Consider the following 24751-nt stretch of genomic DNA (forward strand, 5'->3'; position numbering starts at 1 on the left):
CATGCGTCCCGGTCAGATTTTGGTTGCGGATCACTCGGGGGTCTATGTCATCAAGATGGTCGGTGACGTGCGCCTGACCCTGTGCATTTCGTTCGACCAGTTTATCGATACCATGTTCAGCCGGGACGACTTTTGCGATGTGATGTTCGATCTGTCTGAGGCTGAAGCCATCGATAGCACCACCCTTGGTCTGATGGCAAAAATTGCCCTGCAGGGGCGTGAGGAAAAAGGCATCACGCCGGTCATTTTCTCCAATAATGACAGTATCAACCGGCTGTTGCGGACTATGGGGTTCCAGGAAATTTTCACCATCGTCAGCGATCTGGAGGCGCCTGTGAAGCCCGAGCAGCCACTGGCAATGGACGCTACTGAGGAGCAGCAGGTCAAGGAAAAGGTGATCGAAGCCCACAAGATATTGATGGGGCTCAACCAGGATAATCGCGAAACCTTCCGGAATCTGGTAAAAATGCTCGAAGAGCGCTGACTGTCTCGCGAGGGTTCCCCCTCCCGAGCGGCAGAAAACCGACCGAGTCTGGTCCCGGCACCCTTGGCAACGCATGCAGATACCCGGCTATAAAATCATCGACACTCTGGGCGAAGGCGGTATGGCCCGGGTGTATCTGGCGATTCAGGAAAGCTTCGAGCGCGAAGTGGCGCTCAAGGTTCTGGACCCCCACCTCTCCCGCGACCCGACCTTCGGCGAGCGGTTCCTGCACGAAGCCCGTATTGTCAGCCGTCTGGTGCACCCGAATATTGTCACGGTCTACGATGTCGGTGTGCATCGGGGCAACCACTTCCTCTCCATGGAATACGTTCCGGGCCGGGACCTGAAGCACCGGCGCTTTGAACTGAGCCTGTACGAGTGTATCGGGGTCATCAAGGATGTTGCTCGGGCCCTGGATTACGCTGGCCGCAAGGGGTGCGTGCACCGGGATGTCAAGCCTGACAATATCATGTTGCACGCCGAGGACGGGCGCGCGGTGTTAATGGATTTTGGCATTGCTCGCATAGTGGATCAGACCTCCGCTATGACCCAGACCGGAACCACGGTGGGTACACCGCACTACATGAGCCCTGAGCACGCCCGGGGTGCGGCGGTGGACAGTCGCTCGGACCTGTACAGTCTGGGAGTCGTTCTTTTTCTGTTATTGACCGGACACCTCCCCTACGACTCGGACTCTGCCGTCGCCATTGGCGTGATGCACATTTCTGACAGCATTCCGCGCTTGCCAGAGCATCTGTCGGCGTTTCAGCCTCTGATAGATCGGGCGTTGGCCAAAGCGCCGGAGGATCGTTTTCAGACGGGCAGCGAATTGGTGGACGCCCTGGAGGCTTTTGATCGGGACACTCTGGATACCCTGGAGCGGGCAGGTGAGCGCTCTCTGATTGTAGACGCAGACGGCGAGTCGCCCACGTTGCATCAACCCCAGGCCGTCATGACTGAATCGGTCGGAGATCGTGAGGACGAGGCTGATACGGATCTTGAGGTATCCGGCGATTATCTGGCGGTTCATGACGAGGATCGTATCGACCGGGATAGCGATAAGGGAGAGATTCGACAGGGGGGCTGGGTCTGGGCTCTGCTGTTGGTGCTCGTGGTCGCCAGCGCGGGCTATGTATGGCAGGAACCGATGCGCGCTGAATGGGAGCGTCGGATAGCTCCGCTTCTGCCGGATCCGGATGGCGAAGCCACCGGGGAGGCGTCTCCAGAGGCGGTCCCGGAGGCGCCTGTCGAGCAGGACGATGACCAGAAGGCGCCGCCGGTTGTCGACGCGTCATCTGCCGGGAGTGATACGGCTGAGGGGCGGCAAGAGCCGGCGCGGAGTGGTCCTGACGCGGCGCTTGCCGACGCGGTGACTGCCGAGCTGTCAGTGCCTGTGGAGCCTCTGGATGAGGTCCCATCAGAAACGGTCAGTGACCAAACCCCTTCGGATTCGGGTGAGGTGGGTTCGTCACAACCCGATGACGAAGCGATATCGGTCGTACCGAGCCGGGATGATCGAATCCAGGACGTGAGCGAAGCGGCGGGCGAGTTGGCCGCGCAGGGTGATCTGGAAGGTGCGCTTCTGCAGATCGATCGGGCGATGACGGAATTTCCGGACAGTGAGAAACTGGCCTTGCAGCGCGAGCGGTTGGCGGTCCAGCGAGACCGGCTTCGCGAGGCGGAAATCGAGCGTCAGGCCCAGGCCGCTCGCGAAGCACGGCTTCAGGAAGTGATCAGCCGAATCGAAACCCTGCTCGCCAACGATGAACTTGAGGCGGCGGGGGCGCAATTGCGTGAAGCGCGCCGCGAGTTTACTGACAGCAGTGCGCTCCTCTCCCTGGAAGTGGAGTGGAGTGAGCGTCGTGATGCTGCGTTACAGCCGAAGATTGAGCGGGCAAGGGTCAGTCCCGAGCCCATGGAAGACCTGCAGGGTGAGCAACAGGCTAACCTGGCCCCGGCCAGAGTGCTGTATGCCGGTTTTGCTTACCGGAATTTCGGTGAGACAAGTTCGGTGATACAGGCTATTCTGTATGACGGCTCCCGCCAGTTGCAGATTGCACTGGTCCCTGTGGTCATTCAGGGAGAGGGGGGAGTCACGTTTTTTCGCCTCGAGCGTCCGGTGACCGGTTTCGTCGAGGGTGGCTATCATCTGGATCTGATCTCCGACGGGGAGGCGCTGGCCAGCGTGTCATTTCAGATCGGTGGCTGATCAGGCGCGTAGCGTCCGGATCGGCCGCAACGACCAAAAGAGAGAGTGCGATGAAATCAATAGTGATCCTCAGACGAGTTTCAGCGTTGTTGATGACTCTGGGGCTTACGGCCTGTCTGGCCCAGCCGAACGTGAAAGCGCTGCGCGATGAGAATGCGCAACTGCAGCGACAGCTCAATCAGGCCAGTGACGAGATCACGGACATGCGTGTACGCGAGGAGCGGCTACGCACCGAGTTGAGCGAACGCAACCGGGTCATTGATGTGCTGTCCACCGAAAAGAGCTCCCGGGTGCAGGAGTCCTCCCAGCTTCGGGCACTGGTGAGGGATTTTGTACAGGCCCAGATTGACAGCTACCGGGACTTTCTGTTGCAGTCTGATCTGCTTGACTATGTCGGCGGGGAGTTGGTCAGTCGCGCCCACCGGGGGGAGGAATCCCGCACGCTGGTTGACCTTGCCAATCCCATTCCACGGTCCGGAACCCTGACCGGTATGGCGGGTCATTTCGAATCGCCCGGACAGTTGGTGGTGAAAGTGCTGCGTCCAGTGGAGGAAAACCTGGTGGTCGTGTGGGAGAGTCTACCTATCAGGGCAGAGCAGTCCGGGTTGGTCCGTTTGAGCTTTCCCGTGAGCGTTGGCGTGGATGAAGGCGATATTATCGCCTATCAGTTTGACGGCGTGGTGCCCATCAGCTTTGATCGAGGTACCGGAGATACCCGCTTTCAGCGTGAAGGGCTCACGTTGGGCAGTATCGTTGAGCCCGAAGCGCTGGCCGGCGCCGATGAGCGCCGGGCCTATTCGATTGGGGTGTTGGGACTGCTGAATTGACCGATCAGCCGTCGCTGTCCATTTTGGACTGCAGGTAGTTCTGAATACCCACTTTATCGATCAGTGACAGTTGGGTTTCCAGCCAGTCCACGTGCTCCTCTTCCGAAGTCAGAATGTGCTTCAGAAGATCCCGGCTGCCATAGTCCTGTACCGACTCGCAGTAGGCAATGCCATCGCGCAGGTCAGGAATGGCTTTCAGCTCGAGTTTGAGGTCGGAGGCCAGCATTTCCTCGGTGTTCTCACCGATCAGCAGCTTGCCCAGGTCCTGCAGGTTCGGGAGCCCCTCCAGAAACAGAATCCGCTCAATCAGCATGTCGGCGTGTTTCATCTCGTCGATGGATTCTTCGTATTCGTGGTCGGCCAGCTCTTTCAGCCCCCAGTCTTTGTACATGCGGGCATGCAGGAAGTACTGGTTGATGGCTACCAGCTCATTGCCGAGGCAGGTGTTGAGAATTTCGATGACTTTTGCGTCGCCTTTCATAGCCGTCTCCGTCGATAGGTGGGCGAGGGTGGGTGCACAACCTTTAAGTCTGGGCCGGGACGGTCACGGTGTCAAGCGGTGCTTGCCTGCTAAGTGCTTGATGTATAAGGGGAAAGTGAATCTGAATAAGACTGATTTTCAGTGCGCTTGCCGGTGCTGGTATCACGCCACAGCGTAGTGAAGTGGTTGGGCTTCGGCGTATTCGGCTTGAGGCAGCGTTTCGTCAATGAGCTCACGGGTCAGGCAGGTACATTTACCGCACTGGGAGGCGACCCCCAACGCTTTACGCAGTTTGCCCACGGTGGTAGCGCCAGCGTAGATCGCGTCTTTGATTTGGTGGTCGGTAATGCCCTTGCAGACACAGACATACATAGCCAGATACCCCGGAACACGGTTGACGGACACCATTATGGTAATGTTAATGAGAATTTGTGTCAACAGGGCTTGAGAATAATTAACATTTGTGTTGCTATCTCCGGTGGGAGTCTGATAGCCAGTTTCTATATAGTCCTGGCCTTTCAGGATCATTTATAAAATCAATAGAACCCAAACCTTTCGGCCTGTATGATGTCGGCCTGCGATCTGATGCGAATCGGCAGTGGCCACAATACGAGCTGGCGGCTGCTAAATCATTGTTTTGTCGAGTGTTTGTGATCTGGTGCCAACGGTGAGTCGGTACCGGAGCCTCAGACACGGGCTTTTTTTAACCCTCAATGTCAACTTAATCAGGAGATTAAACATGGGCGTATTAGTCGGTAAACCCGCACCCGATTTCACTGCTGCGGCGGTTCTGGGTAACGGAGAAATTGTTGACGAATTCAATCTGGCCTCGGCCATCAAGGGCAAGAAAGCGGTCGTGTTCTTCTACCCGCTCGACTTCACCTTCGTCTGCCCCTCGGAGCTGATTGCCTTTGATCACCGTGTGGAAGAGTTCCAGAAGCGCAACGTGGAAGTGATCGGCGTGTCAATCGACTCCCAGTTCACTCACAACGCCTGGCGTAATACCCCGGTGGATCAGGGCGGCATCGGTCCGGTCAAGTACACCCTGGCCGCCGACGTGAAGCACGACATCTGTAAGGCTTATGATGTCGAATCCGAAGGCGGCGTGGCGTTCCGCGGCTCCTTCCTCATCGATGAAGATGGCATCGTGCGTCACCAGGTGGTGAATGATCTGCCTCTGGGTCGCAACGTCGACGAGATGCTGCGTATGGTTGACGCTCTGGCCTTCCATCAGGAGCACGGTGAAGTATGCCCGGCTGGCTGGAACCAGGGTGATAAAGGTATGGACGCTTCTCCGGAAGGCGTGGCCAAGTACTTGGGCGAACACAGCGGCAAGCTGTAAGCATCGCTTCGCGATCCCGAAAAACCCGGCTCTGTGAGCCGGGTTTTTTTTTGCCCGAAATTCCCGTAAACCCTTGTGGTTACTGGCTTTGCGGGCGGTTGGGCGGGGCGCTGAACTTGCTTTGAACTCTAAAGGTTTGTAAACTATGCAATTCTTTTCAGGCGGATTTGCTGCCCGGTGCAGTGGATCTCGTCCGCTGGCGAGGTCGTTTTTTGCCCGGATGAAGCCATTCACCCAGTGACGATAATGAGGATTATTCGATGAGAATTTTTGAAGAGATGGAGTCTGAGGTTCGTGGTTATGTGCGTTCCTTCCCCGTCGTATTTGACAAGGCCGAAGGGTCGGAACTGTTCGACGAAAACGGCAATCGCTTCATCGACTTCTTCGCCGGTGCCGGTACCCTGAACTATGGGCACAACAACCCGAAAATTACCGAAGCGCTGATCGAGTACCTGCAGCATAAGGGCATTGTGCATGGTCTGGACAAGGCCACGGTAGCGAAGCGCGAGTTCATGACCAAGTTCCGCGACACCATCCTGGCACCGCGTGGCCTGCAGTACAAAATGCAGTTTACCGGTCCTACCGGTACCAACGCTGTGGAAACCGCGTTGAAACTGGCCCGAATGATCAAGCGTCGCTCCAACGTCATCGCCTTCACCAATGGCTACCACGGTCTGACCATGGGCGCGCTGGGGGTAACCGGTAACTACTTCTACAAGGATGAGTCCTACGGTTCGCGTGCCAACACCGCCTTTATGCCGTTTGACGGTTTCCTGGGCGAGGGTGTGGACTCCATTGAGTACATGCGCAAATTCCTGTCCGATCCCAGCAGCGGCGTTGATCTGCCGGCGGCGGTGATCGTGGAAACCGTACAGGGCGAAGGCGGTATCAACGTCGCCAGCATCGAGTGGCTCAAGCGTCTGGAAGAGCTGTGCCGCGAATTCGATATCCTGTTGATTATCGACGATATTCAGGTGGGTAACGGTCGTACCGGTACCTTCTTCAGCTTTGAACGTGCGGGGATTCACCCGGACATGGTCACCCTGTCCAAGTCCATCGGCGGTGGTCTGCCCATGGCCCTGCTGCTGATGCGCCCGGAGCTGGACCAGTGGTCTCCCGGTGAGCACACCGGTACTTTCCGCGGTAACAACCTGGCCTTTGTGGCGTCCACTCAGGCGCTGAGCTACTGGGATAACGACGACATGGGCAAAGTCGTCGAGTACAAAGGCAATATCATCGAGGAAGAGCTGAAGAAGATGGCAGCGGACTTCCCCGAACTCGAGCCGCAGGTCCGCGGTGTGGGCATGGTCTGGGGACTGGAGCTGGCCGCTGGTATGGCCAATGAGGCGTCCCACGAAGCCTTTACCCGGGGTCTGGTGATGGAGACCGCCGGCGCCGACGATCAGGTGTTGAAGTTCCTGCCGTCGCTGTTGATCGAAGAAGACATTCTGCGCGAAGGGTTGCAGATTGTGCGCGATTCTCTGGCCGCCCTGGTCGAGAAACAGCGTAAAATGATCACCGGCGAAGAGAGCTAAGCGTCGCCCGGGGCCACGGCCCGCGCGGGTTTCCCCGCGGGCCGACCTCCTTTCCCGGGACTTTCAGCAAAAAGCTTCCCCAGCGTCTAAAATAGTGCTTGCCAAGCGGGCAAAACGTGTATTAAATCGCCGCCCGCGATCCCCGGCGAGCCTTGCCGGATGACGCCAATTTCGACGCCCAGGGGGTGCCATGACCGATTCTCCCATCCAGCTGCAGGACTACTACAGCCCGGAAACCTTTGCCCGCCTAAAACACTTTGCGGACACCAAAGAAACGCCGTTTGTCGTGATCGACACAGCGACCATTGATGCCGCCTATCAGGAGTTGGAAGACAACTTTCCGTACGCCAACATTTATTATGCGGTGAAGGCTAACCCGGCACCCGCCATCCTGAAGCTGTTGACGGAGCGTGGCGCAAACTTCGATATTGCTTCCATCTACGAGCTGGACAAAGTGCTGGGCTTCGGCGTGGGGCCTGAGCGGATCAGCTACGGCAATACCATCAAGAAGAGCCGGGACATTCGCTACTTCTATGAGAAAGGTGTACGTCTGTTCGCCACGGATTCCGAGGCAGACCTGCGCAATATTGCCCGGGCCGCCCCGGGTGCCCGTATTTACGTACGCATTCTGACCGAGGGCACCCTGACCGCCGACTGGCCCCTGTCACGCAAGTTCGGTTGCGAAATCGACATGGCCATGGATCTGTTGATTCTCGCCCGGGATCTTGGGCTGGAGCCCTATGGTGTGTCCTTCCACGTGGGCTCCCAGCAGCGCGAAATCAGCAGTTGGGACGCTGCACTGGGCAAGGTCAAGGTGATCTTCGAGCGCCTGAAGGAAGAGGATGGCATCGAGCTGAAGATGATCAATATGGGCGGCGGTTTTCCGGCCAATTACATGACCCGCACCAACGATCTGCAGACGTATGCCCAGGAAATTACCCGCTTTCTGGAGGAGGACTTTGGCAAGGACTTCCCGGAGATCATCATCGAGCCGGGCCGGTCGCTGATTGCCAACGCCGGTATTCTGGTCAGTGAGGTGGTACTGATTTCCCGCAAGTCACGCACGGCGTTGCACCGCTGGGTGTTCACCGATGTGGGCAAGTTCAACGGCCTGATCGAAACGCTGGATGAGGCGATCAAGTTTCCGATTTATGTGGAGAAGAAGGGCGAGCTGGAGGATGCGGTGATCGCCGGCCCGACCTGCGACAGTGCGGATATCATGTACGAGCACCACAAGTACCCGCTGCCGTTGAATCTGGCCATCGGTGACCGCCTCTACTGGCTTTCCACCGGCGCTTACACCACCTCCTACAGCGCGGTAGAATTCAACGGCTTCCCGCCCCTGAAAGAATACTGCATCTAACCCGTCCCGCACGCCGCCCCTACGCCCCATCCCCCGACTGGCGTAGGGAGGGTGCGCTGCGCCCTACGCGTGATGCTGGGGCGGTTTTCACCTTATGAGATCAATGCTAAATTGACGCGCTGATAAAACAGCTTGGGAAACGTTATGGCGGATGCGCAAAAGACAATCGACCTGGAGCCCAGTTGGCTGAGCCACCTGGAACTTGAATTTCAGCAGCCCTACATGCGCCAACTGAAGCAGTTCCTGCTCAAGGAAAAACACCAGGGCAAAACCATCTACCCGCCGTCCAGACAGATCTTCAACGCCTTCAACACCACCCCGCTCGACCGGGTCAAAGTCGTCATCCTGGGGCAGGACCCTTACCATGGCCCCAACCAGGCCCATGGCCTCTGCTTCTCCGTGCAACCCGGCATCGCGCCACCGCCGTCGCTCAAAAACATCTTCAAAGAACTCGAACGCGACCTCGGCTGCCCCGTGCCCAATCACGGTTGTCTGCAACACTGGGCCGAGCAGGGCGTCCTGCTGCTCAACGCCACCCTGACTGTCGAGCAGGGCAGGGCGGGCTCGCACCAGCGCCAGGGCTGGGAAGCGTTCACCGACCGGGCGATTGATCTGGTCAATCGGGAGCGCGAGGGAGTGGTGTTTCTATTGTGGGGCAGCTACGCCCAGAAAAAGGCGGCCTTTGTGGATCGCAATAAACACCTGGTTCTGAAGTCGGTCCACCCTTCACCCTTGTCCGCTCACCGAGGCTTTATTGGTTGCGGGCACTTTTCGCAGGCGAACCGGTATTTGGTGGAGCGGGGTGAGACGGAGATTGATTGGTGTTTGCCTTTGGTTTGAAGCATTTTTAGAGCCCGGCGGCTACAAAGACACCCGTTTGCAGACCCGCCGTAAACCCGTCCCTGGGGGCTTCACGTCGGCATCCATGCCGACGAGAGTCTGCAAACGGGTGTCTTTGCATCCGCCTCAGTGCCATCCGATTCCGTTGTTGTCTCCGAAGTAGCTCGCAGGGTAGATGTGTCGTGCCATTCTTTGTCCGAAAGAACGTTCAGCTCGGGAATTTGGCACCGAGTCGAAGGCGGGGTTTACCATTTACAGACTCTCGAAGGCATGGATGCCGACGCGAAGCCTACAGGGATGTATTCACGGCGGGTCTGTAAATGGTGAACCCCGCCTTCGACGGACTTTCTGGAGTTAAGGGGTTCTGTTCTTTATCTATGGTGCCCTACGTTTTTTGAACCAGCGGCGTTTGGGTTGGGTGAAGTGTTCCAGGTGCGCCTCGCGCTGTTCGTCCGAGACGTAAAAGTAGAAATCGTGCTTCGGCCTGCGGGTCAGCAGAGGGTGAACCGTCGCAATATGCTCCACCGACAGCTTCGGCAACCCCGCCTTACGGTCCGCATTGAAACTCTGATTCCACTGCACCAGAATATCGCGCTTGACCGTCGCAATCGCCAGCTTCTCCGAATCCGCTTTCAACAGACGGCAAGTGACAAAGCCCATCACCGGTTCCGGGCTGCCATAGTGGTCCACCAAAATGCCGCTGCCCGTCAGGACAATCTTGTAATGCATCATAATCTGAAAACGTCAATCCAATTCGGCGTCGCGCTTGCCGTTACTCGAGCCCGGATACAGCGGGGCGGTGGCCGGTAATTGCTCAAACAGCTTGCTGAAATGCTGCTGTATCCGTGCGATGTTCATCAGCGACAGACTGCTCGAAAAGCCGAACCAGACATACAGGCCATTCAGGTCGCGGAACATCGGTGGCAAATGCCGGGGGGCGGAGATTACACCTTCCAGGTAGCGTTCGTACAGTAGCGGCAGATCATCCAGGGTCACTTTACCGACAAACAGCATCGGAATGATCTCGGGCACCCCGGACTGAATGGCGCTGCGGATGAAGTTTACATTTTCCACAAAACCTTTCACATAGGAAATATCCTTGGTGAACACCGCGCCGCGCTCGCCACTGACCTGGCCGCCGCGAAATACCCGCTGAGTGACCCGGTAGCTATCGTGTTCACTGACGCCCCGGTCGAGAAAATAGCGATACACCTCGCAGAAGTCCGCTCCCTGCTCGGCCAGGTCTACCGCCACCACCCGATCACTGACCCGTCGGGCGCGCTGCGGAAAGGAGCTGAACGTCAGGGTTTCCATCAGCACTGCCATCCCCTCCTGGATGGCGGTAATCCGGGGCGAACCGACGCTCAGCCAGGTCGCCCAGGGCTGTTCTCGCCCGTTGAGCGTCGTGCCAATATGCACCCAGCCCTCGTGAACCTCCAGAACCTGAATGTCCAGCTCGGAGAATTGGGCGCGCCGATTCACCTTGAGGGTGTCTCCGCCGGCGGCGGCGTCCGAGACAATGTCGTCGCTGATGCTGACCTTCACTTGACCCGCGCCGAAATAGCGGTCCATGCGCTGACGCAGCATGGTGACGGCGGTTTCGGCATCAATGTCACTTCGGTAGGGGCGGTTCAGGTGCTCTACGGCGGGCAGTGAGAAGATGTCGCACAACCGCTCGCCCAGGGTGCGCAGGGTTTTACGGTCGCCCCGGATACGGTCACTGGCGGAGCCATACAACTGACGGCTGTAGTCGCCGAACTCCGCGCACCCACGGTGGCGCAGCAGTTGCACCACCAACTGGTACTGTTCGACCGTCGATTCGAGAATCCTGCCCAGCGCGTCTCCCCGGCCCAGCTTGCGCTTGAGGTCCCGATCCAGAGCGAGCAGTTCGCTGTCCAGCCGCTCTGGATCAAACCCCAGGGCCTGGCGCTGGTAGTACTCCGGGCCCACCTGGGGTAGTGCCTTGCCGCCGCTGGCGCGAAAGGCCTGCTCAATCTCCGGGGTCCACTTGATGGCATCGAGGATGCGAATCGGCTTCTGCAGAGCCACTAGCCGGTTGGAGAGGGTCTTGAGCTGTTCCAGGTATTGCTGGGAGGGCATAGCGAAGCTCGCGTCGGTCGGGTGGTTCAACAGTGTGCTAGTCTAGCGGAATTGGCCGGCTTTCGGGGACAAAATCATGGCATACCAGGCGCTGGAAACGCTGCATCAGCTCTATGACGGTTACCGCCGGGTCTTTCGGCTCGCCGGTCAGGAGTTGCTCCTGCTGCAGGAGGAGGGGCGGACCTACCTGCTGGTCAATCGCTGCCCGCATATGGAAGCGCCCCTGCACAAGGCCAGTGTGCAGAGCGAGGTCTTGCGCTGCCCGGTACATGGCATTGAGTTCGACTTGCGCTCGGGGCGGGCGCTGAATGGCCCTGAGGGGTGTGTGGGCCCACTGGCGTTTGTGCCTCTGGTTTACGAGGGCAACACCCTGGGTGTGGACCTTTAAAAACGCTCCGCGGCCCCTATCTATCCAAAACCGCCGCGACGTCGCTCGATTCGTCGTTGAGGCGGACTCTCCAGAGTCGCCACAAGCCCGTGGAAAACGGCTCAACCGGTTCTCGCTGGCGCCCCGTTGGGTTATAATCGCGCGTTTTTTGGCCCCTGTGGGCATTGCTGGCGATGGTTGCTCTTGACGAGCATTTGATTGAGGAACACGACAATGCCCATCTACGAATATCAGTGTCAATCCTGTAACCACGATATGGAAGCACTGCAGAAGCTCAGTGACGAGCCTCTGGTAGACTGCCCGGCCTGTGGCCAGGCGAGCCTGAAGAAGAAAATTTCAGCGGCAGGCTTTCGTCTGAAAGGCAGCGGCTGGTACGAGACGGACTTCAAAAAGTCCAATCAGAAAAATCTGGCGGGCGAGCGCAGCGGCGGCAAAAGCTCCGAGAGCGGCTCCGGTGGTGACAAAGCCTCCAAACCCGCCAACTCCAGCGCAGCGTCCGCCTGACAGACAGACGGCGCCGCGACGACTTTGAACCGAGACGGCAAATAACGGGAAAGCACTATGCGCAGTGATTACTGTGGCACACTGACAGCCAAAGACATTGATCGGGAAGTGACCCTGTGCGGGTGGGTCGATCGCCGCCGTGACCACGGTGGCGTCATCTTTATCGACCTGCGCGATCGCGAGGGGATTGTACAGGTGGTGTTCGACCCGGATGCGGGTGATCACTTCAATCTGGCCGACCGGGTCCGCGGCGAGTACGTGCTGCAGGTGACCGGTAAGGTGCGCGCCCGGGATGCCGCCACGGTCAATCCCAACATGGCCACCGGTGAAGTGGAAGTCTACGGCACCGGCCTGACCATTCTGAACGAGGCGGAAACCACCCCCTTTCCGCTGGATTCCCACGCGTCCGTGGGTGAGGATGTCCGCCTCAAATTCCGCTACCTGGACCTGCGCCGGGCGGAAATGCAGAAAGGCCTGAAATTCCGCTCCAAGGTCACCAACCTGGTGCGTAACTACCTGGACGACCAGGGCTTTCTGGACATCGAAACCCCGATTCTGACCCGCGCCACCCCCGAGGGTGCCCGGGACTACCTGGTGCCGTCACGCACCCACGAGAACAAATTCTTCGCTCTGCCCCAGTCTCCTCAGCTGTTCAAGCAGCTGTTGATGGTGTCCGGGTTCGATCGCTACTATCAGATCGCCAAGTGCTTCCGCGACGAAGACCTGCGCGCCGATCGTCAGCCGGAATTTACCCAGATCGATATCGAAACCTCGTTTATGGACGAAGAGGGCATCATGTCGGTCACCGAGGGGATGATCCGCACCATTTTCCAGACACTGAAAGAGGTGGATCTGGGCGACTTTCCGCGTATGACCTACGCCGAGGCCATGCAGAAATATGGCTCCGACAAGCCCGACCTGCGTATTCCGCTGCAATTGGTGGATGTGAAAGAGCTGATGGGCGCGGTGGACTTCAAAGTTTTCTCCGGCCCGGCCAAAGACCCCAAAGGCCGCGTCACCGCCCTGAAAGTGCCCGGCGGCAACGAGAAACTGACCCGCAAGCAGATTGACGATTACACCAAATTCGTGGGTATCTACGGCGCCAAGGGTCTGGCTTACATCAAGGTCAACGACAAAAGCGATCTGGAAGAGGGGCTGCAGTCCCCGATCGTGAAGTTCCTGCCCACCGACGTGCGCAAAGCCATTCTGGAGCGGGTGGAAGCCGACAACGGCGACCTGATCTTCTTCGGTGCGGACAAGGCTAATGTGGTCAGCGAAGCCCTGGGCGCACTGCGCTGCAAGCTGGGCGAGGATCTGGACCTGTACACCTGCGATTGGGCGCCCCTTTGGGTCGTCGACTTCCCGATGTTCGAGGAGGAAGACGACGGCTCTCTGAACAGCCTGCACCACCCGTTCACCGCGCCTTCCTGCTCCCCGGAGGAACTGGAGAAGAGCCCGGAGACGGCTTTGTCCCGCGCCTACGACATGGTGCTCAACGGCACCGAACTGGGTGGCGGCTCTATCCGTATTCACAACCAGACCATGCAGCAGGCGGTCTTCCGCGCGCTGGGCATTGGGGAAGAGGAGCAGCGTGAGAAGTTCGGTTTCCTGCTGGATGCCCTCAAGTACGGCGCACCGCCGCACGGTGGCCTGGCCTTCGGTCTGGACCGTCTGATCATGCTGATGATCGGTGCCGGTTCGATCCGCGATGTGATCGCCTTCCCGAAAACCCAGAGCGCCGCCTGCGTCATGACCGACGCTCCGGGTGCGGTAGACGAACAGCAGCTCAAAGACCTGCACATCCGTTTGCGTAAGAAAGAAAAACCCGCGAGCGAGTAGTTTTTAGAGCGTGGGGCAGTGAATTGACGCCTGGGTTCGGGGCAATACTTCCGGGACACGCCGTAAACCCATCCCTGGGGGCTCGGATCGCGGGTCCCCCGCTCTACGGTCCCGGAAGTATTGCCCCGAACCCCAGGCTCGCTTGGTCACTCTGTAGCAGGATGGGTATAGGGTGCTACCAGAGTGCTGAGGGCCGATTTGGGGTGTAGGGTTGCCAGACCGTGGAGCGGGGGACCCGCGATCCGAGCCTACAGGGATGTATTTACGGCGTGTCTGGCAACCCTACACCCCAAATCGGACCGGACGTGATTTTAGCGACATACTTCGATCAAAGAGCAACCAAACCCGACTTATAACAGACCAGTAAGTGGAGAGTATTCATGGCTGGCCACAGTAAATGGGCAAACATCAAACACCGCAAAGCCGCCCAGGACGCCAAACGCGGTAAAGTATTCACCAAAATCATTCGCGAGCTCACCGTCGCCGCCAAAGGCGGTGCCGCGCCCGAAGACAACCCCCGCCTGCGCGCCGCCATGGACAAAGCCCTCGGCGCCAACATGAAAAAAGACACCATCGAAAAAGCCATCGCGCGGGGTGCCGGTGCGGGTGAGGGGGACAACTACGAAGAAGTCACCTACGAAGGCTACGGTGCCAACGGCATCGCCGTGCTGGTCGAATGCATGACCGACAACAAAAACCGCACCGTCTCCGAAGTGCGCCACGCCTTCAGCAAACGCGGCGGCAACCTCGGCACGGACGGCTCAGTGGCGTACCTGTTCACCCGCATGGGCCAGATCAGCTTCGAGGGCATCACCGAAGAAGACATCATGGAAGCCGCGCTGGAAGCCGGGGCCGAGGACATCGTCACCAACAGCGACGGCTCCATCGACGTGCGCACGCCCTTCGAGGAGTACTTCGCCGTGAAAGAAGCGTTGGTGGCCGCCGGGTTTGAACCGACCAACAGCGAAATCATCATGCTCCCGTCCACCACCATTGAGCTGGACAAAGAAGGCGCTGAAAAGCTGTTGGCCCTGGTGGACATGCTCGAAGACCTGGACGATGTCCAGAACGTCTACACCAACGGCGACATCCCCGATGAGGTGATGGAGCAACTGAACGCATAAAGGGGCGTTAAGCCCCAGAGGTGGCCATGACCCGCATACTGGGTATCGACCCGGGTTCGCGCAAGACCGGCTTTGGTGTGATCGAGCGCATCGGCGGCAAAGTGGCCTATGTCACCAGCGGGGTCATCCGGGTGCCTGAAGGGAGTCTGCCGGAGCGTCTTAAAGTGATTTTTGACGCCATTACCCAGATCATTCAGCAACAGAGCCCGGATGTGGTGGCCATCGAGCAGATTTTCATGGCCAAAAACGCCAGCTCGGCTCTCAAGCTGGGCCAGGCCCGAGGCGCGGCGATCACCGCCGCGGTGGTGCAGGACCTTCTGGTCTACGAGTACGAAGCGCGCAAGGTCAAACAGTCGGTGGTCGGTACTGGTGCGGCGGACAAGGCGCAGGTCCAACACATGGTCAAGGCCCTGCTGCGCCTGCCGGGCACCCCCCAGGAAGACGCCGCCGACGCCCTGGCCGTCGCCCTCTGCCACGCCAACACCCAAGACCAATTGATCGCGTTGGCAGGCAAACGCAGTTTCCGGCGGGGTAGGGTGGTTTGATTTTCCGAACTCCTTTTATGACTTATGGTGTTTTCGGAGGGGCCGGTCAGGTGTGGGGTAGGGTTTTCCCAGACACGCCGTAAACCCATCCCTGGGGGCTCGGATCGCGGGTCCCCCGCTCTACGGTCTGGGAAAACCCTACCCCACACCTGACCTCCGAGCGCTGCAGAGAGTAATTTGCGCGTTCTGCTCAGGCGTAGGTCGGATTAGCGAAGCGTAATCCGACATTGGGCACGGAATCCCAGAAAGCGTCGGGTTACGCTTCGCTAACCCGACCTACGGTTGTAGGTATTTAAGTGTGGGTTGAAAGAACGTAAGGCCTGAATTTGGCACTGAGGCCCGATGCGGGGTAACCCCTTCGTGAACTCTCTGAGGCATGGATGCCGATGAGAAGCCCCCATGGATGGGTTCACGGCGGGTTCACGAAGGGGTTACCCCGTAGCGGGCCGGACTAGACACTGCCTCCACCGTTCGATGAACGGAACGACCAAAAACGGCGAATTTATCAGGATAAATACAATGATCGGACGCTTACGCGGCACATTGCTCGAAAAACAACCGCCTCACCTGCTGATAGACGTGCAGGGCGTGGGGTACGAAGTTCAGGCGCCCATGACCACCTTCTATCGGTTGCCCGAACTGGGAGCCGAAGTGACGCTGCACACCCACCTGGCCATCAGCGAAAGCGCCCACCAACTGTTCGCCTTTGCCGACCAGCGGGACCGGGCCCTGTTCCGCACCCTGATCAAAGTCAACGGCGTCGGCCCCAAAATGGCCATTGCCATCCTCTCGGGAATGGGAGCCGACGACATCGCCCGCTGCGTGCGGGAAGACAAAGTCTCGGCCCTGACCAAAGTACCGGGAGTCGGCAAAAAAACCGCCGAGCGGCTGGTCATTGAACTGCGTGACCGCCTGAAAGGTTGGGAACTGCCCCGGGAAGACCTGGCCGGCGACCTGCTGCCCGAACCCGCCCAAGCCACGGACGACCACCAGGAAGAGGCCGAAAGCGCCCTCATCGCCCTGGGTTACAAACCCGCCGAAGCCGCCCGCATGATCAGCGCCGCCGCCCGCCAGGACCCGGCCGCCGGCAGCCAGGAACTGATCCGCCTGGCGTTAAGAGCCCTCAGCCTTTAGGGGAGTCGCCCGCCGCCCGAGGGCGCAGGTCCCCCAGCGTCCAATAGAGCCTCTCCCTTCCGGTCTGATAGACTGTGCTCCGGATTATGATCACATTGAGTAGCTCCCATGATTGAAACCGATCGCCTGATCGATGCGGCTCCCCGCGAGCGCGAAGACGTCATCGACCGCGCTGTGCGTCCCAAGGCGCTGGCCGATTACATTGGTCAGCCCGCCGTGCGCGAGCAAATGGAGATTTTTATCGGCGCCGCCCAAAAGCGGGGCGAAGCACTGGATCACACCCTGGTGTTCGGCCCGCCGGGCCTCGGTAAGACCACCCTTGCCAATATCATCGCCACCGAAATGGGAGTGTCCCTGAAAAGCACCTCCGGCCCGGTGCTGGAGAAAGCCGGGGATCTCGCCGCGCTGATGACCAATCTGGAGCCCGGCGACGTGCTCTTTATCGATGAAATCCACCGGTTGAGCCCCGTGGTGGAAGAAATTCTTTATCCGGCCATGGAGGACTTCCAGCTCGATATCATGATTGGCGAGGGCCCGGCGGCCCGCTCCATCAAGCTGGACTTGCCGCCGTTCACCCTGGTGGGCGCGACCACGCGGGCCGGGTTGCTGACCTCGCCGCTGCGAGACCGGTTCGGGATTGTTCAGCGCCTGGAGTTCTACTCCGTCGCGGACCTGACCCGTATCGTATTGCGCGCGGCGCAGTTGATCGGGGTCAATATGGAGGAATCCGGTGCGGTGGAAGTGGCCAAGCGAGCCCGCGGTACCCCCCGGGTGGCCAACCGCCTGTTGCGCCGCGTGCGCGATTACGCGGAAATGCGTGGCGACGGTGTGGTCACCTCGGAAATGGCCGATCTGGCCCTGAATATGCTCAAAGTGGATGAGCGGGGGTTTGATCACATGGATCGCCGCCTGCTGCTGGCTCTGATGGACAATTTTGATGGTGGACCCGTGGGCATTGAAAGTCTGGCGGCGGCCATCAGTGAGGAGCGCGGGACGATCGAGGATGTAATCGAGCCCTATCTGATTCAGCAGGGTTTCATGGCGCGCACACCTCGCGGTCGGATTCTCACCGCTAATGCCTACCTGCACTTCGGAGTGGACTTGCCGAAACGCCTGAGGGAGAGTGACTGACCTTATGGGCCAACTATCGAGCAGGAATGAGACGGGTGTCTCAGAGTCAGCCGTGGCGGGCGAATTTTCCTTGCCGGTCAGGGTCTACATCGAGGACACGGATGCGGGCGGGATTGTTTACTACGTAAACTACCTGAAGTTCATGGAGCGCTGTCGAACCGAATTTCTGCGCCAATTAGGGTATGATAAGCCGGCCATTCTGGACGACGGCCTGTTACTGGTCGTGCATCGGGCGCAAGTACAGTACCATCGCTCCGCCCGACTCGACGACGTTTTGCGTGTGACCGCGCGGGTCGAAAAACTGGCGCGCACCAACGTGGTCTTTCACCAGTCCGTCTGGCGAGGGAACGAAATGTTGTGTGACGGTCTAATCCGGATTGCCTGTGTGTGCGGCGAAAGCTTCCGCCCGCGCCCAATTCCAACGGAAATGCAGAAAAAAATCGCATCCACTACTGAGAGCTGATGATCTTATGCCTCAAGAAAATAACATGTCCATTTGGAGCCTGGTGGCTGAAGCGAGCTTACTGGTTCAGTTTGTCATGCTGCTGCTGTTTCTCGCTTCCGTCATTTCGTGGGTCATGATTGTTCAGCGGGGACTGTACCTGCGCAAGGCCCGCACCCTGTTTCACGGGTTCGAACGGCAGTTCTGGTCGGGTATTGACCTCAACCAGCTGTACCGACAGGGCAACGGCAAAACGGCCGAGGGCGCCGAGAATATTTTTCGGGCCGGTTTCAAGGAATTCACCCGTCTTCGTCAGCAGAGTGGCGCCAGTTCCGAAGCAGTGATGGAAGGCAGTCAGCGGGCCATGCGAGTGGCGCTTTCCCGCGAGGAAGAAAAGCTGGAGCAGCACCTGCCGTTTCTGGCCAGTGTGGCTTCTGTAAGCCCCTATATCGGGTTGTTCGGTACGGTCTGGGGCATCATGAACTCGTTTCGGGGGTTGGCCAATGTCCATCAGGCGACTCTGGCCACGGTCGCCCCGGGCATTGCCGAAGCTCTGGTGGCCACCGCCATGGGGCTGTTCGCTGCCATTCCGGCGGTTTTGGCCTACAACCGTTACTCGGCTAGAGCCGAAGCCATGCTCAGTTATTACCATACCTTTGCGGAAGAGTTTTCGGCCATCCTGCACCGGCAGGTCCACAGCAAACAGGTCTCATCCTGATAGAGCGAGGTTGCCGACATGTCTCCGTTTGGGCGTAAACCCAAAAAAAAGCCCCTGGCTGAAATCAACGTGGTGCCCTACATCGATGTGATGCTGGTGCTGCTCATTGTGTTTATGGTGACCGCCCCGCTGCTGATGCAGGGGGTCCAGGTCGAATTGCCCCAGGCGCCCTCCGAGCCTCTGGAGGATGATGACGTCGAGCCGTTGATCGTGTCCGTGAAGAAAAACGGCACCTACTATATCAATCTGGGTGGGGATCAGGAGCAGGAGCGCCCACTCGAGGAGATCAAGGATACCGTCGGCAAGGTCCTGCGCCAAAAACCCGAGACGCCCGTGTTGGTGTGGGGGGATCAGGAGGTGGGCTACGGCGTGGTCGTGCAATTGATGACCGAACTGCAGAGTGCCGGGGCTCCCTCGGTGGGGCTTGTCACCGAACCGCCACAGTGATCACAGATTTATGACCCTGAAGGCTTATACACTTCCCCTGTTGATCAGCCTCTCGCTGCACGCGTTGGTGTTTACCCTGGTGCTCTCTACCTGGGATGCACGCCCCGAGCCACGGGAGGTGCAGCGGCCGCGCGTGGTGCAGGCCAAGGTGGTTGAGTACACGCCCAAGAGTCAGCGTCAGGCCGAGCAACAGGCGGCGCAACAGAAAGTCATCGATATGCGCCAGCGCCAACAGGAGAGGGAGCGACAGGAAGCGGAGCGTCGCCGCCAGCAGGAAGAGGCACGGCGTGCTCAGGCTCAGCGCGAGCGCGAACAGAAAGCGAAGGCGGAGCGTGAGCGCGAGGAAGCCGAGCAGCGGCGTCGCGAGCGGGAGGCCGCCGAGCAGCGACGCCGGGAGCAGGAACAGCAGGCCGAGCAAGAGCGACTGGAGCGGCAACAGCAACTGGATCGCGCGCTGGCCGAAGAAGCCGAGTTTTTTGAGGAACAGCAGGCCGAGGAAGTGGCCCAAAGCTACGTTGATGTCATGGCTCAGCGCATCGAGAACAACTGGAGCCGTCCGCCGTCCGCCCGCACCGGTATGCAGTGTGTTCTGGAGATTCAACTGGTGCCCACGGGTCAGGTGGTCAATGTGACCGTGGTGGAAAGCAGCGGCAACAGCGCCTTTGACCGCTCCGCAGAGCAGGCGGTCAAGCGCATCGATCGCTTTGAGGAAATTCAGGGAATGCCTTCCCATGTGTTTGAAAGTCAATTTCGCCAGTTGAGGCTGGTGTTTAAACCAGAGGATTTGAGATTGTGAGACATTGTCTGGCATTGGTCTTTTTGTGGGCGCTGTGTCTGGGAGCCCAGGCGCAGTTGACGATTGAAATCACCCGGGGCGTGGATAACCCGACCCGGATTGCAGTGGCTCCCCTGGAAGTCGTGGGGGGTCCAGGTCTGCCGGAGGACATCAGCCGGATCATTGAAGACAACTTGCGTCGCAGTGGTCAGTTTGCCCCGATCGCGCGGGAAGACATGCTGTCGTTCCCTCATCGGGAGGAAGATGTCCACTTTCGTGACTGGCGGGTGTTGGACACCGAGTACCTGATCGTGGGCCGCGTCGAGAACCTCTCCGGCCTCTATCAGGTCCACTATGACCTGTACGACGTACTCAACCAGCGCAAAATCCTCAGCAAGCAGGTTGTGGAGGGGACCGAGAGGCAGTTACGGGATATCGCCCATGCGATCAGTGATCGGGTCTACGAGTCGTTGACCGGGATTCCCGGGGCTTTCTCCACCGAAGTGATTTATGTCGAGGTTCTACGCAATCGCACGCAGGGCGGAGGCTTCAATGACACTTTCCGCCTGATGCGTGCGGATGCCGATGGCGCCCGGCCGACGATGCTGCTCGAGTCCGACCAGCCCATTCTTTCACCGGTATGGTCGCCCAACGGACGTCGGGTGGCGTATGTGTCGTTTGAAACCACTCGTCCGGCCATTTTTGTGCAGAATCTCGCCACCGGTGAGCGTGAACAGCTGACGGACTTCCAGGGGCTCAATGGCGCGCCGGCCTGGTCGCCGGACGGCAAGAAGCTGGCCCTGACCCTCTCGAAGGACGGTAATCCGGAGATTTACACGCTGGATATTGAAACGGGTAACTTCACTCGTATGACCCAACATTTTGCCATCGATACCGAACCGAGCTGGACGGCCGATGGAAAAGGCATTATTTTTACCTCCAACCGGGGAGGAAAACCCCAGATTTACCAGGTAACGCTTGCCAACGGCCGTGTCGAACGCTTAACCTTTGAGGGCGATTACAACGCCAGAGGGCGTATTTCGCCCGACGGTCGCACCATGGTGATGGTACATCAGCGCAATGATGTGTTCCATATTGCCGCTCAGGACCTCGAGACCGGAACCTTGCGTATCCTGACCGAGACGTACCTGGACGAATCGCCCAGCATTGCCCCAAATGGTGCTATGCTGATTTATGCGACGCGTCGCAACGAAAAAGGTGTTTTGGCGGTGGTATCGCTGGACGCCGGGACGCGCTATTACCTGCCATCCGAGCAGGGTGACGTGCGTGAGCCCGCCTGGTCGCCTTATTTTGACTAGGGTGAGAGAGTCGTACACGGGTTTGTAAACCGCCCATTGGGCGGACTTGAGAAGATCAACAACTGATGATGGAGTCACACATGATGACCAACGTAAAAAAGCAGGGTTTGAGTCTGGCGTTTGTTCTGGCATTTCTGGCCGGTTGTTCGAGCACTGACACCACCGATGATAGCGATAGTGCAATGGGCTCTGACGGCCAGGCCGGCAGCGGTGTGACCACCGGCACCTCGGATCGCGACGGCGTCAGCTCTCGTTCCGGTGACAGCGATGATATGGAAGAGCTGGATACGATCATTTACTTTGACTTTGACCAGGCCACTCTCAAGCCGGAAGCCCGCGCTCTGTTGTTGGCACACGCCGAACGTCTGAAGCAGTCTCCGGCCGACGTCCGCCTGGAAGGTCATGCCGATGAGCGTGGTTCACGCGAGTACAACATGGCACTGGGTGAGCGTCGTGCCAACGCTGTGCGCGACTTCCTGGTATTGCAGGGTGTGCGCCGCAGTGATCTGGAAGTCATCAGCTACGGTGAAGAGCGCCCCATGGCCATGGGCAGCAATGCCAGTGCCTGGGAGAAAAACCGTCGCGTTGAGATCAAATACTGAGGGTCATGATGAAGACCTTGATAACCGCCACGGCGTTCACCGTGATCGCAGTGGCGGCTCCGGTACTGCAAGCTCAGGTTCGGGTGGTAGAGTCACAGCCGCTGGGTAACAATCAATCAGCCAATTCCGGTGAAGCCGGGGATGCCTCCAACCTGCAGGCGGAACTGTTTTATCAGTTCCAGGCACTGCAGCAGGAGGTGCTAGAGCTGCGGGGTATGGTTGAAGAGCAGGCGCATGAAATTCAGCGTCTGAAGCAGCAACGGATGGATGATTATCTCGATCTGGACCGTCGTATTGGTGAACTGAGTCGATCTGGCGGCGGAAACCTGGGTGAATCCTTGCCAGGAAGCCGCTCCGCCGGCGAGTCCGGTGAATCCGGTGATCGGGTATCGGAAACCCAGATGTATCGCGACGCATACCAGCTGTTGCGTGATCGGGAAATCGAGCAGTCCATCGACGCTTTCAATGCGTATCTCGAAGCGTATCCTCAGGGTAATTTTGCCGGTAACAGCCATTATTGGCTGGGTGAGATCTACTTGCTGAACGAGGATCTGGATGCGGCCCAGGAGTGGTTTGAAAAACTGCTGCGGGACTTTCCCGATGACCGCAAACGCGCTGATGCCCAGTACAAGCTTGGCCGTGTCTACCACCAGCAGGGAAATGATCAGCGGGCGCAGCGGTTGTTGGAGGAAGTCGCCTCCGGCACCAGCGATGCGGCGCGGCTGGCTCGACAGTACCTGCAAGACAATTTTTAGGCTGAACACCTTCAGGTAGCCCGGGATGCTCTTCTGGGCATCATAAAAACGGGGGTCAGCGCATCGCACTGACCCCCGTCCGGCTCTTCCTGAGCAACTCTCCTTTGCGCTCGATGAGCGCTCCCTGGCCGGCGTTCCTCGCCGAAGTCCCTGACGTCCTGTCCCGAACCCTCCCGGTTCGGTGAGAATAGGCGCTTCCCTTGACCTTTCCTGGTCGACGTCACGTCACTGTGTACCTCCCTGTTGATGAGTATTCTCTCGAATTACCCGCTGTGGCGATAGTCGCCATCGTCGGCAATATTTGTGAGACATTGACCATGGTTTCCGGCCGCCCTGACGGACACACCGTGGCGTTCGGCCGTGGTGTCAGATAATCCGGTAGCAGGGGCGATAGGTCCGGCCCGGAAGCTTCATTCGGTTCTGGGCCACGAAAGAGGCCAGCAGTTCGTCCACGGGAAGCATTACCTCCGGGTCACCGTGGATCTCAAAGTGTCCATACTGCTCAATCGCGCGAATGCCCTCATCTTTTACATTCCCGGCGACGATACCGGAAAATACCCGACGCAAATTGGCGGCCAACTCGTGTGGTGCCTGGTTTTTATGCAGTTCCAGAGAGCGCATATTTTCGTGAGTTGGTATGAAAGGACGTTGAAATTCCGGGTTGATTTTCAATTGCCAGTTAAAATAATAGGCATCGTCCGTGTGCCGACGAAACTCACGCACATGCTTTACGCCCTCAAGCATCTCTCTGGCGACTTTGGGTGGGTCGTCCACGATAATCTGGTATCGTTGTTGCGCCTCTTCTCCGAGTGTGGTGCCAATGAATTCATGGATTCGCTCGAAATACTCCGCTGAGTCTTCCGGGCCGGTGAAAATGACCGGAAAGGGGATATCGCGATTGTCCGGGTGTAGCAAAATGCCCAGCAGATACAGGATTTCCTCAGCGGTGCCGGCACCGCCCGGAAAGACCACAATGCCGTGACCCGTCCGGACGAAAGCCTCCAGCCGTTTCTCGATATCGGGAAGGATCACCAGCTCGTTGACCATGGGGTTGGGCGCTTCTGCGGCAATGATACCCGGTTCGGTAATACCCAGATAACGCCCCGCCTTGATACGCTGCTTGGCGTGCCCGATGTTGGCCCCTTTCATGGGGCCCTTCATGGCGCCGGGTCCACAGCCGGTGCAGATATCCAACCCGCGCAGGCCCATCTGGTAACCCACTTCCTTGGTGTAGTCATACTCCTCCCGGCTGATGGAGTGGCCGCCCCAGCAGACGATCAGCTTCGGCTCGACCCCCGACTGCAATGACATGGCATTGCGTAGCATGTGGAACACCGCATCGGTGGTGCCCTCCTGGGTTTGCAGGTCGAACTTTGGATTTTTCTGAATCTCGGCGTTGGCATAGAGTACATCGCGCAATACGGCAAACAGATGTTCGGTAATCCCCCGGATCATCTTGCCGTCGACGAAGGCGCTGGCCGGTGCACCCTTGATGTCCAATTTGATGCCCCGCTCTTCCTGCAGTACCCGAATGGAAAAGTTCTGGTAGCGCTCGAGCAGTTCTTTGCCGTCATCCATATAATTGCCGCTGTTGAGCACGGCGAGCGCACAGCTGCGAAACAGGGAGTAGAGGCCGCTCTGGCTGGCATCGAGAAGCTTGGCCATTTCCATTTTGGAGAGGACTTTAAGAGGTCCCACCGGGGACACGACGGCATCAATAGTCTGATAGGTTCTCTGCGAGTGGTCCAATATTGAACCCTGGTACGGCTGCTGAGAATGAGTCATAAAATCGCGTATTCCTTGTTATCAATGGTTACCCAAAGTGTAGCGGGATTTGACCTCGTGTG

The 24751-nt window shown here is 58.6% G+C and carries 26 protein-coding genes; 21 read left to right on the forward strand and 5 right to left on the reverse strand.

Annotation, left to right across the window (positions count from 1 at the left end; genetic code table 11):
* The first annotated feature begins 1 nt into the window (after position 1).
* The 3 genes from OOT55_RS02345 (at position 2) to OOT55_RS02355 (ending at position 3520) form a co-directional block, all read left to right on the forward strand.
* Positions 2–484: an STAS domain-containing protein gene (locus OOT55_RS02345; protein WP_265367558.1), complete on the forward strand. Its 483-nt coding sequence runs from the start codon at positions 2–4 to the stop codon at positions 482–484.
* Positions 485–557: 73 nt separating this feature from the next.
* Positions 558–2693: a serine/threonine-protein kinase gene (locus tag OOT55_RS02350; protein WP_265367559.1), complete on the forward strand. Its 2136-nt coding sequence runs from the start codon at positions 558–560 to the stop codon at positions 2691–2693.
* Positions 2694–2743: 50 nt separating this feature from the next.
* Positions 2744–3520: a hypothetical protein gene (locus OOT55_RS02355; protein WP_265367560.1), complete on the forward strand. Its 777-nt coding sequence runs from the start codon at positions 2744–2746 to the stop codon at positions 3518–3520.
* Positions 3521–3524: 4 nt separating this feature from the next.
* On the opposite strand, the gene bfr is transcribed toward OOT55_RS02355, so the two are convergent.
* Entirely contained in the window at positions 3525–4001 is a 477-nt protein-coding gene (gene bfr, locus OOT55_RS02360) for a bacterioferritin (RefSeq protein WP_265367561.1), read from the reverse strand.
* 162 nt (positions 4002–4163) lie between these two features.
* Positions 4164–4373, reverse strand: coding sequence for a bacterioferritin-associated ferredoxin (locus tag OOT55_RS02365; protein ID WP_265367562.1), 210 nt, complete (start codon positions 4371–4373; stop codon positions 4164–4166).
* A 367-nt stretch (positions 4374–4740) separates the two neighbouring features.
* Here OOT55_RS02365 and OOT55_RS02370 point away from each other — a divergent pair, with 367 nt between their 5' ends.
* The 4 genes from OOT55_RS02370 to ung all read left to right on the forward strand — a co-directional run bounded on the left by OOT55_RS02370 (position 4741) and on the right by ung (position 9081).
* Positions 4741–5343, forward strand: coding sequence for a peroxiredoxin (locus OOT55_RS02370; protein ID WP_265367563.1), 603 nt, complete (start codon positions 4741–4743; stop codon positions 5341–5343).
* Between the two features lie 260 nt (positions 5344–5603).
* Positions 5604–6878: a diaminobutyrate--2-oxoglutarate transaminase gene (gene ectB / locus OOT55_RS02375; RefSeq protein ID WP_265367564.1), complete on the forward strand. Its 1275-nt coding sequence runs from the start codon at positions 5604–5606 to the stop codon at positions 6876–6878.
* 190 nt (positions 6879–7068) lie between these two features.
* Complete coding sequence (locus OOT55_RS02380; RefSeq protein WP_265367565.1) at positions 7069–8241, forward strand: type III PLP-dependent enzyme; 1173 nt, start codon at positions 7069–7071, stop codon at positions 8239–8241.
* Positions 8242–8385: 144 nt separating this feature from the next.
* Positions 8386–9081 carry a uracil-DNA glycosylase gene (ung, locus tag OOT55_RS02385; RefSeq protein WP_265367566.1) on the forward strand — a complete coding sequence of 232 codons (696 nt, stop codon included), beginning with the start codon at positions 8386–8388 and terminating at the stop codon, positions 9079–9081.
* A 375-nt stretch (positions 9082–9456) separates the two neighbouring features.
* Here ung and OOT55_RS02390 read toward each other — a convergent pair whose 3' ends face one another.
* The gene (locus OOT55_RS02390) at positions 9457–9813 is read right to left on the reverse strand and encodes a hypothetical protein (RefSeq protein WP_265367567.1); all 357 of its coding nucleotides are present in this window, start codon (positions 9811–9813) and stop codon (positions 9457–9459) included.
* A 12-nt stretch (positions 9814–9825) separates the two neighbouring features.
* A complete protein-coding gene (locus OOT55_RS02395) occupies positions 9826–11181 on the reverse strand; it encodes a flavohemoglobin expression-modulating QEGLA motif protein (protein WP_265367568.1) in 1356 nt (451 codons plus the stop codon).
* Between the two features lie 76 nt (positions 11182–11257).
* On the opposite strand from OOT55_RS02395, the gene OOT55_RS02400 reads away from it, so the two are divergent.
* From OOT55_RS02400 to OOT55_RS02465, 14 genes are all read left to right on the forward strand, one after another.
* Complete coding sequence (locus tag OOT55_RS02400) at positions 11258–11569, forward strand: Rieske (2Fe-2S) protein (protein WP_265367569.1); 312 nt, start codon at positions 11258–11260, stop codon at positions 11567–11569.
* 213 nt (positions 11570–11782) lie between these two features.
* A complete protein-coding gene (locus OOT55_RS02405) occupies positions 11783–12073 on the forward strand; it encodes an FmdB family zinc ribbon protein (protein WP_265367570.1) in 291 nt (96 codons plus the stop codon).
* Positions 12074–12130: 57 nt separating this feature from the next.
* Positions 12131–13912 (forward strand): aspartate--tRNA ligase, encoded by a 1782-nt coding sequence (gene aspS, locus OOT55_RS02410; protein ID WP_265367571.1) that lies wholly within the window; start codon positions 12131–12133, stop codon positions 13910–13912.
* 380 nt (positions 13913–14292) lie between these two features.
* The gene (locus OOT55_RS02415) at positions 14293–15036 is read left to right on the forward strand and encodes a YebC/PmpR family DNA-binding transcriptional regulator (protein WP_265367572.1); all 744 of its coding nucleotides are present in this window, start codon (positions 14293–14295) and stop codon (positions 15034–15036) included.
* A 26-nt stretch (positions 15037–15062) separates the two neighbouring features.
* Positions 15063–15581 carry a crossover junction endodeoxyribonuclease RuvC gene (gene ruvC / locus OOT55_RS02420; RefSeq protein ID WP_265367573.1) on the forward strand — a complete coding sequence of 173 codons (519 nt, stop codon included), beginning with the start codon at positions 15063–15065 and terminating at the stop codon, positions 15579–15581.
* A gap of 519 nt (positions 15582–16100) precedes the next feature.
* On the forward strand, positions 16101–16715 hold the full coding sequence (gene ruvA / locus OOT55_RS02425) for a Holliday junction branch migration protein RuvA (RefSeq protein ID WP_265367574.1): 615 nt from the start codon (positions 16101–16103) through the stop codon (positions 16713–16715).
* 108 nt (positions 16716–16823) lie between these two features.
* The gene (ruvB, locus tag OOT55_RS02430; protein ID WP_265367575.1) at positions 16824–17846 is read left to right on the forward strand and encodes a Holliday junction branch migration DNA helicase RuvB; all 1023 of its coding nucleotides are present in this window, start codon (positions 16824–16826) and stop codon (positions 17844–17846) included.
* Between the two features lie 52 nt (positions 17847–17898).
* Positions 17899–18309: a tol-pal system-associated acyl-CoA thioesterase gene (gene ybgC / locus OOT55_RS02435; RefSeq protein WP_322113823.1), complete on the forward strand. Its 411-nt coding sequence runs from the start codon at positions 17899–17901 to the stop codon at positions 18307–18309.
* 25 nt (positions 18310–18334) lie between these two features.
* Entirely contained in the window at positions 18335–19006 is a 672-nt protein-coding gene (gene tolQ / locus OOT55_RS02440) for a protein TolQ (protein ID WP_416140968.1), read from the forward strand.
* 18 nt (positions 19007–19024) lie between these two features.
* Positions 19025–19453: a protein TolR gene (tolR, locus tag OOT55_RS02445; RefSeq protein ID WP_265367577.1), complete on the forward strand. Its 429-nt coding sequence runs from the start codon at positions 19025–19027 to the stop codon at positions 19451–19453.
* A gap of 10 nt (positions 19454–19463) precedes the next feature.
* Complete coding sequence (gene tolA, locus OOT55_RS02450) at positions 19464–20249, forward strand: cell envelope integrity protein TolA (RefSeq protein WP_265367578.1); 786 nt, start codon at positions 19464–19466, stop codon at positions 20247–20249.
* Positions 20246–21547, forward strand: a complete 1302-nt coding sequence (tolB, locus tag OOT55_RS02455; RefSeq protein ID WP_265367579.1) for a Tol-Pal system beta propeller repeat protein TolB — start codon at positions 20246–20248, stop codon at positions 21545–21547. Before tolA ends, tolB begins: the two co-directional genes overlap by 4 nt.
* 83 nt (positions 21548–21630) lie before the next feature.
* Positions 21631–22149, forward strand: a complete 519-nt coding sequence (gene pal, locus OOT55_RS02460) for a peptidoglycan-associated lipoprotein Pal (RefSeq protein ID WP_265368773.1) — start codon at positions 21631–21633, stop codon at positions 22147–22149.
* 8 nt (positions 22150–22157) lie between these two features.
* Entirely contained in the window at positions 22158–22904 is a 747-nt protein-coding gene (locus tag OOT55_RS02465) for a YbgF trimerization domain-containing protein (protein ID WP_265367580.1), read from the forward strand.
* A gap of 366 nt (positions 22905–23270) precedes the next feature.
* Here the strand turns inward: OOT55_RS02465 and ppnN are convergent, their stop codons facing one another.
* Positions 23271–24689 (reverse strand): nucleotide 5'-monophosphate nucleosidase PpnN, encoded by a 1419-nt coding sequence (gene ppnN / locus OOT55_RS02470; protein WP_322113824.1) that lies wholly within the window; start codon positions 24687–24689, stop codon positions 23271–23273.
* Positions 24690–24751: the final 62 nt, after the last annotated feature.

Source organism: Marinimicrobium sp. C6131 (genome assembly GCF_026153455.1).
Lineage (GTDB): Bacteria > Pseudomonadota > Gammaproteobacteria > Pseudomonadales > Cellvibrionaceae > Marinimicrobium.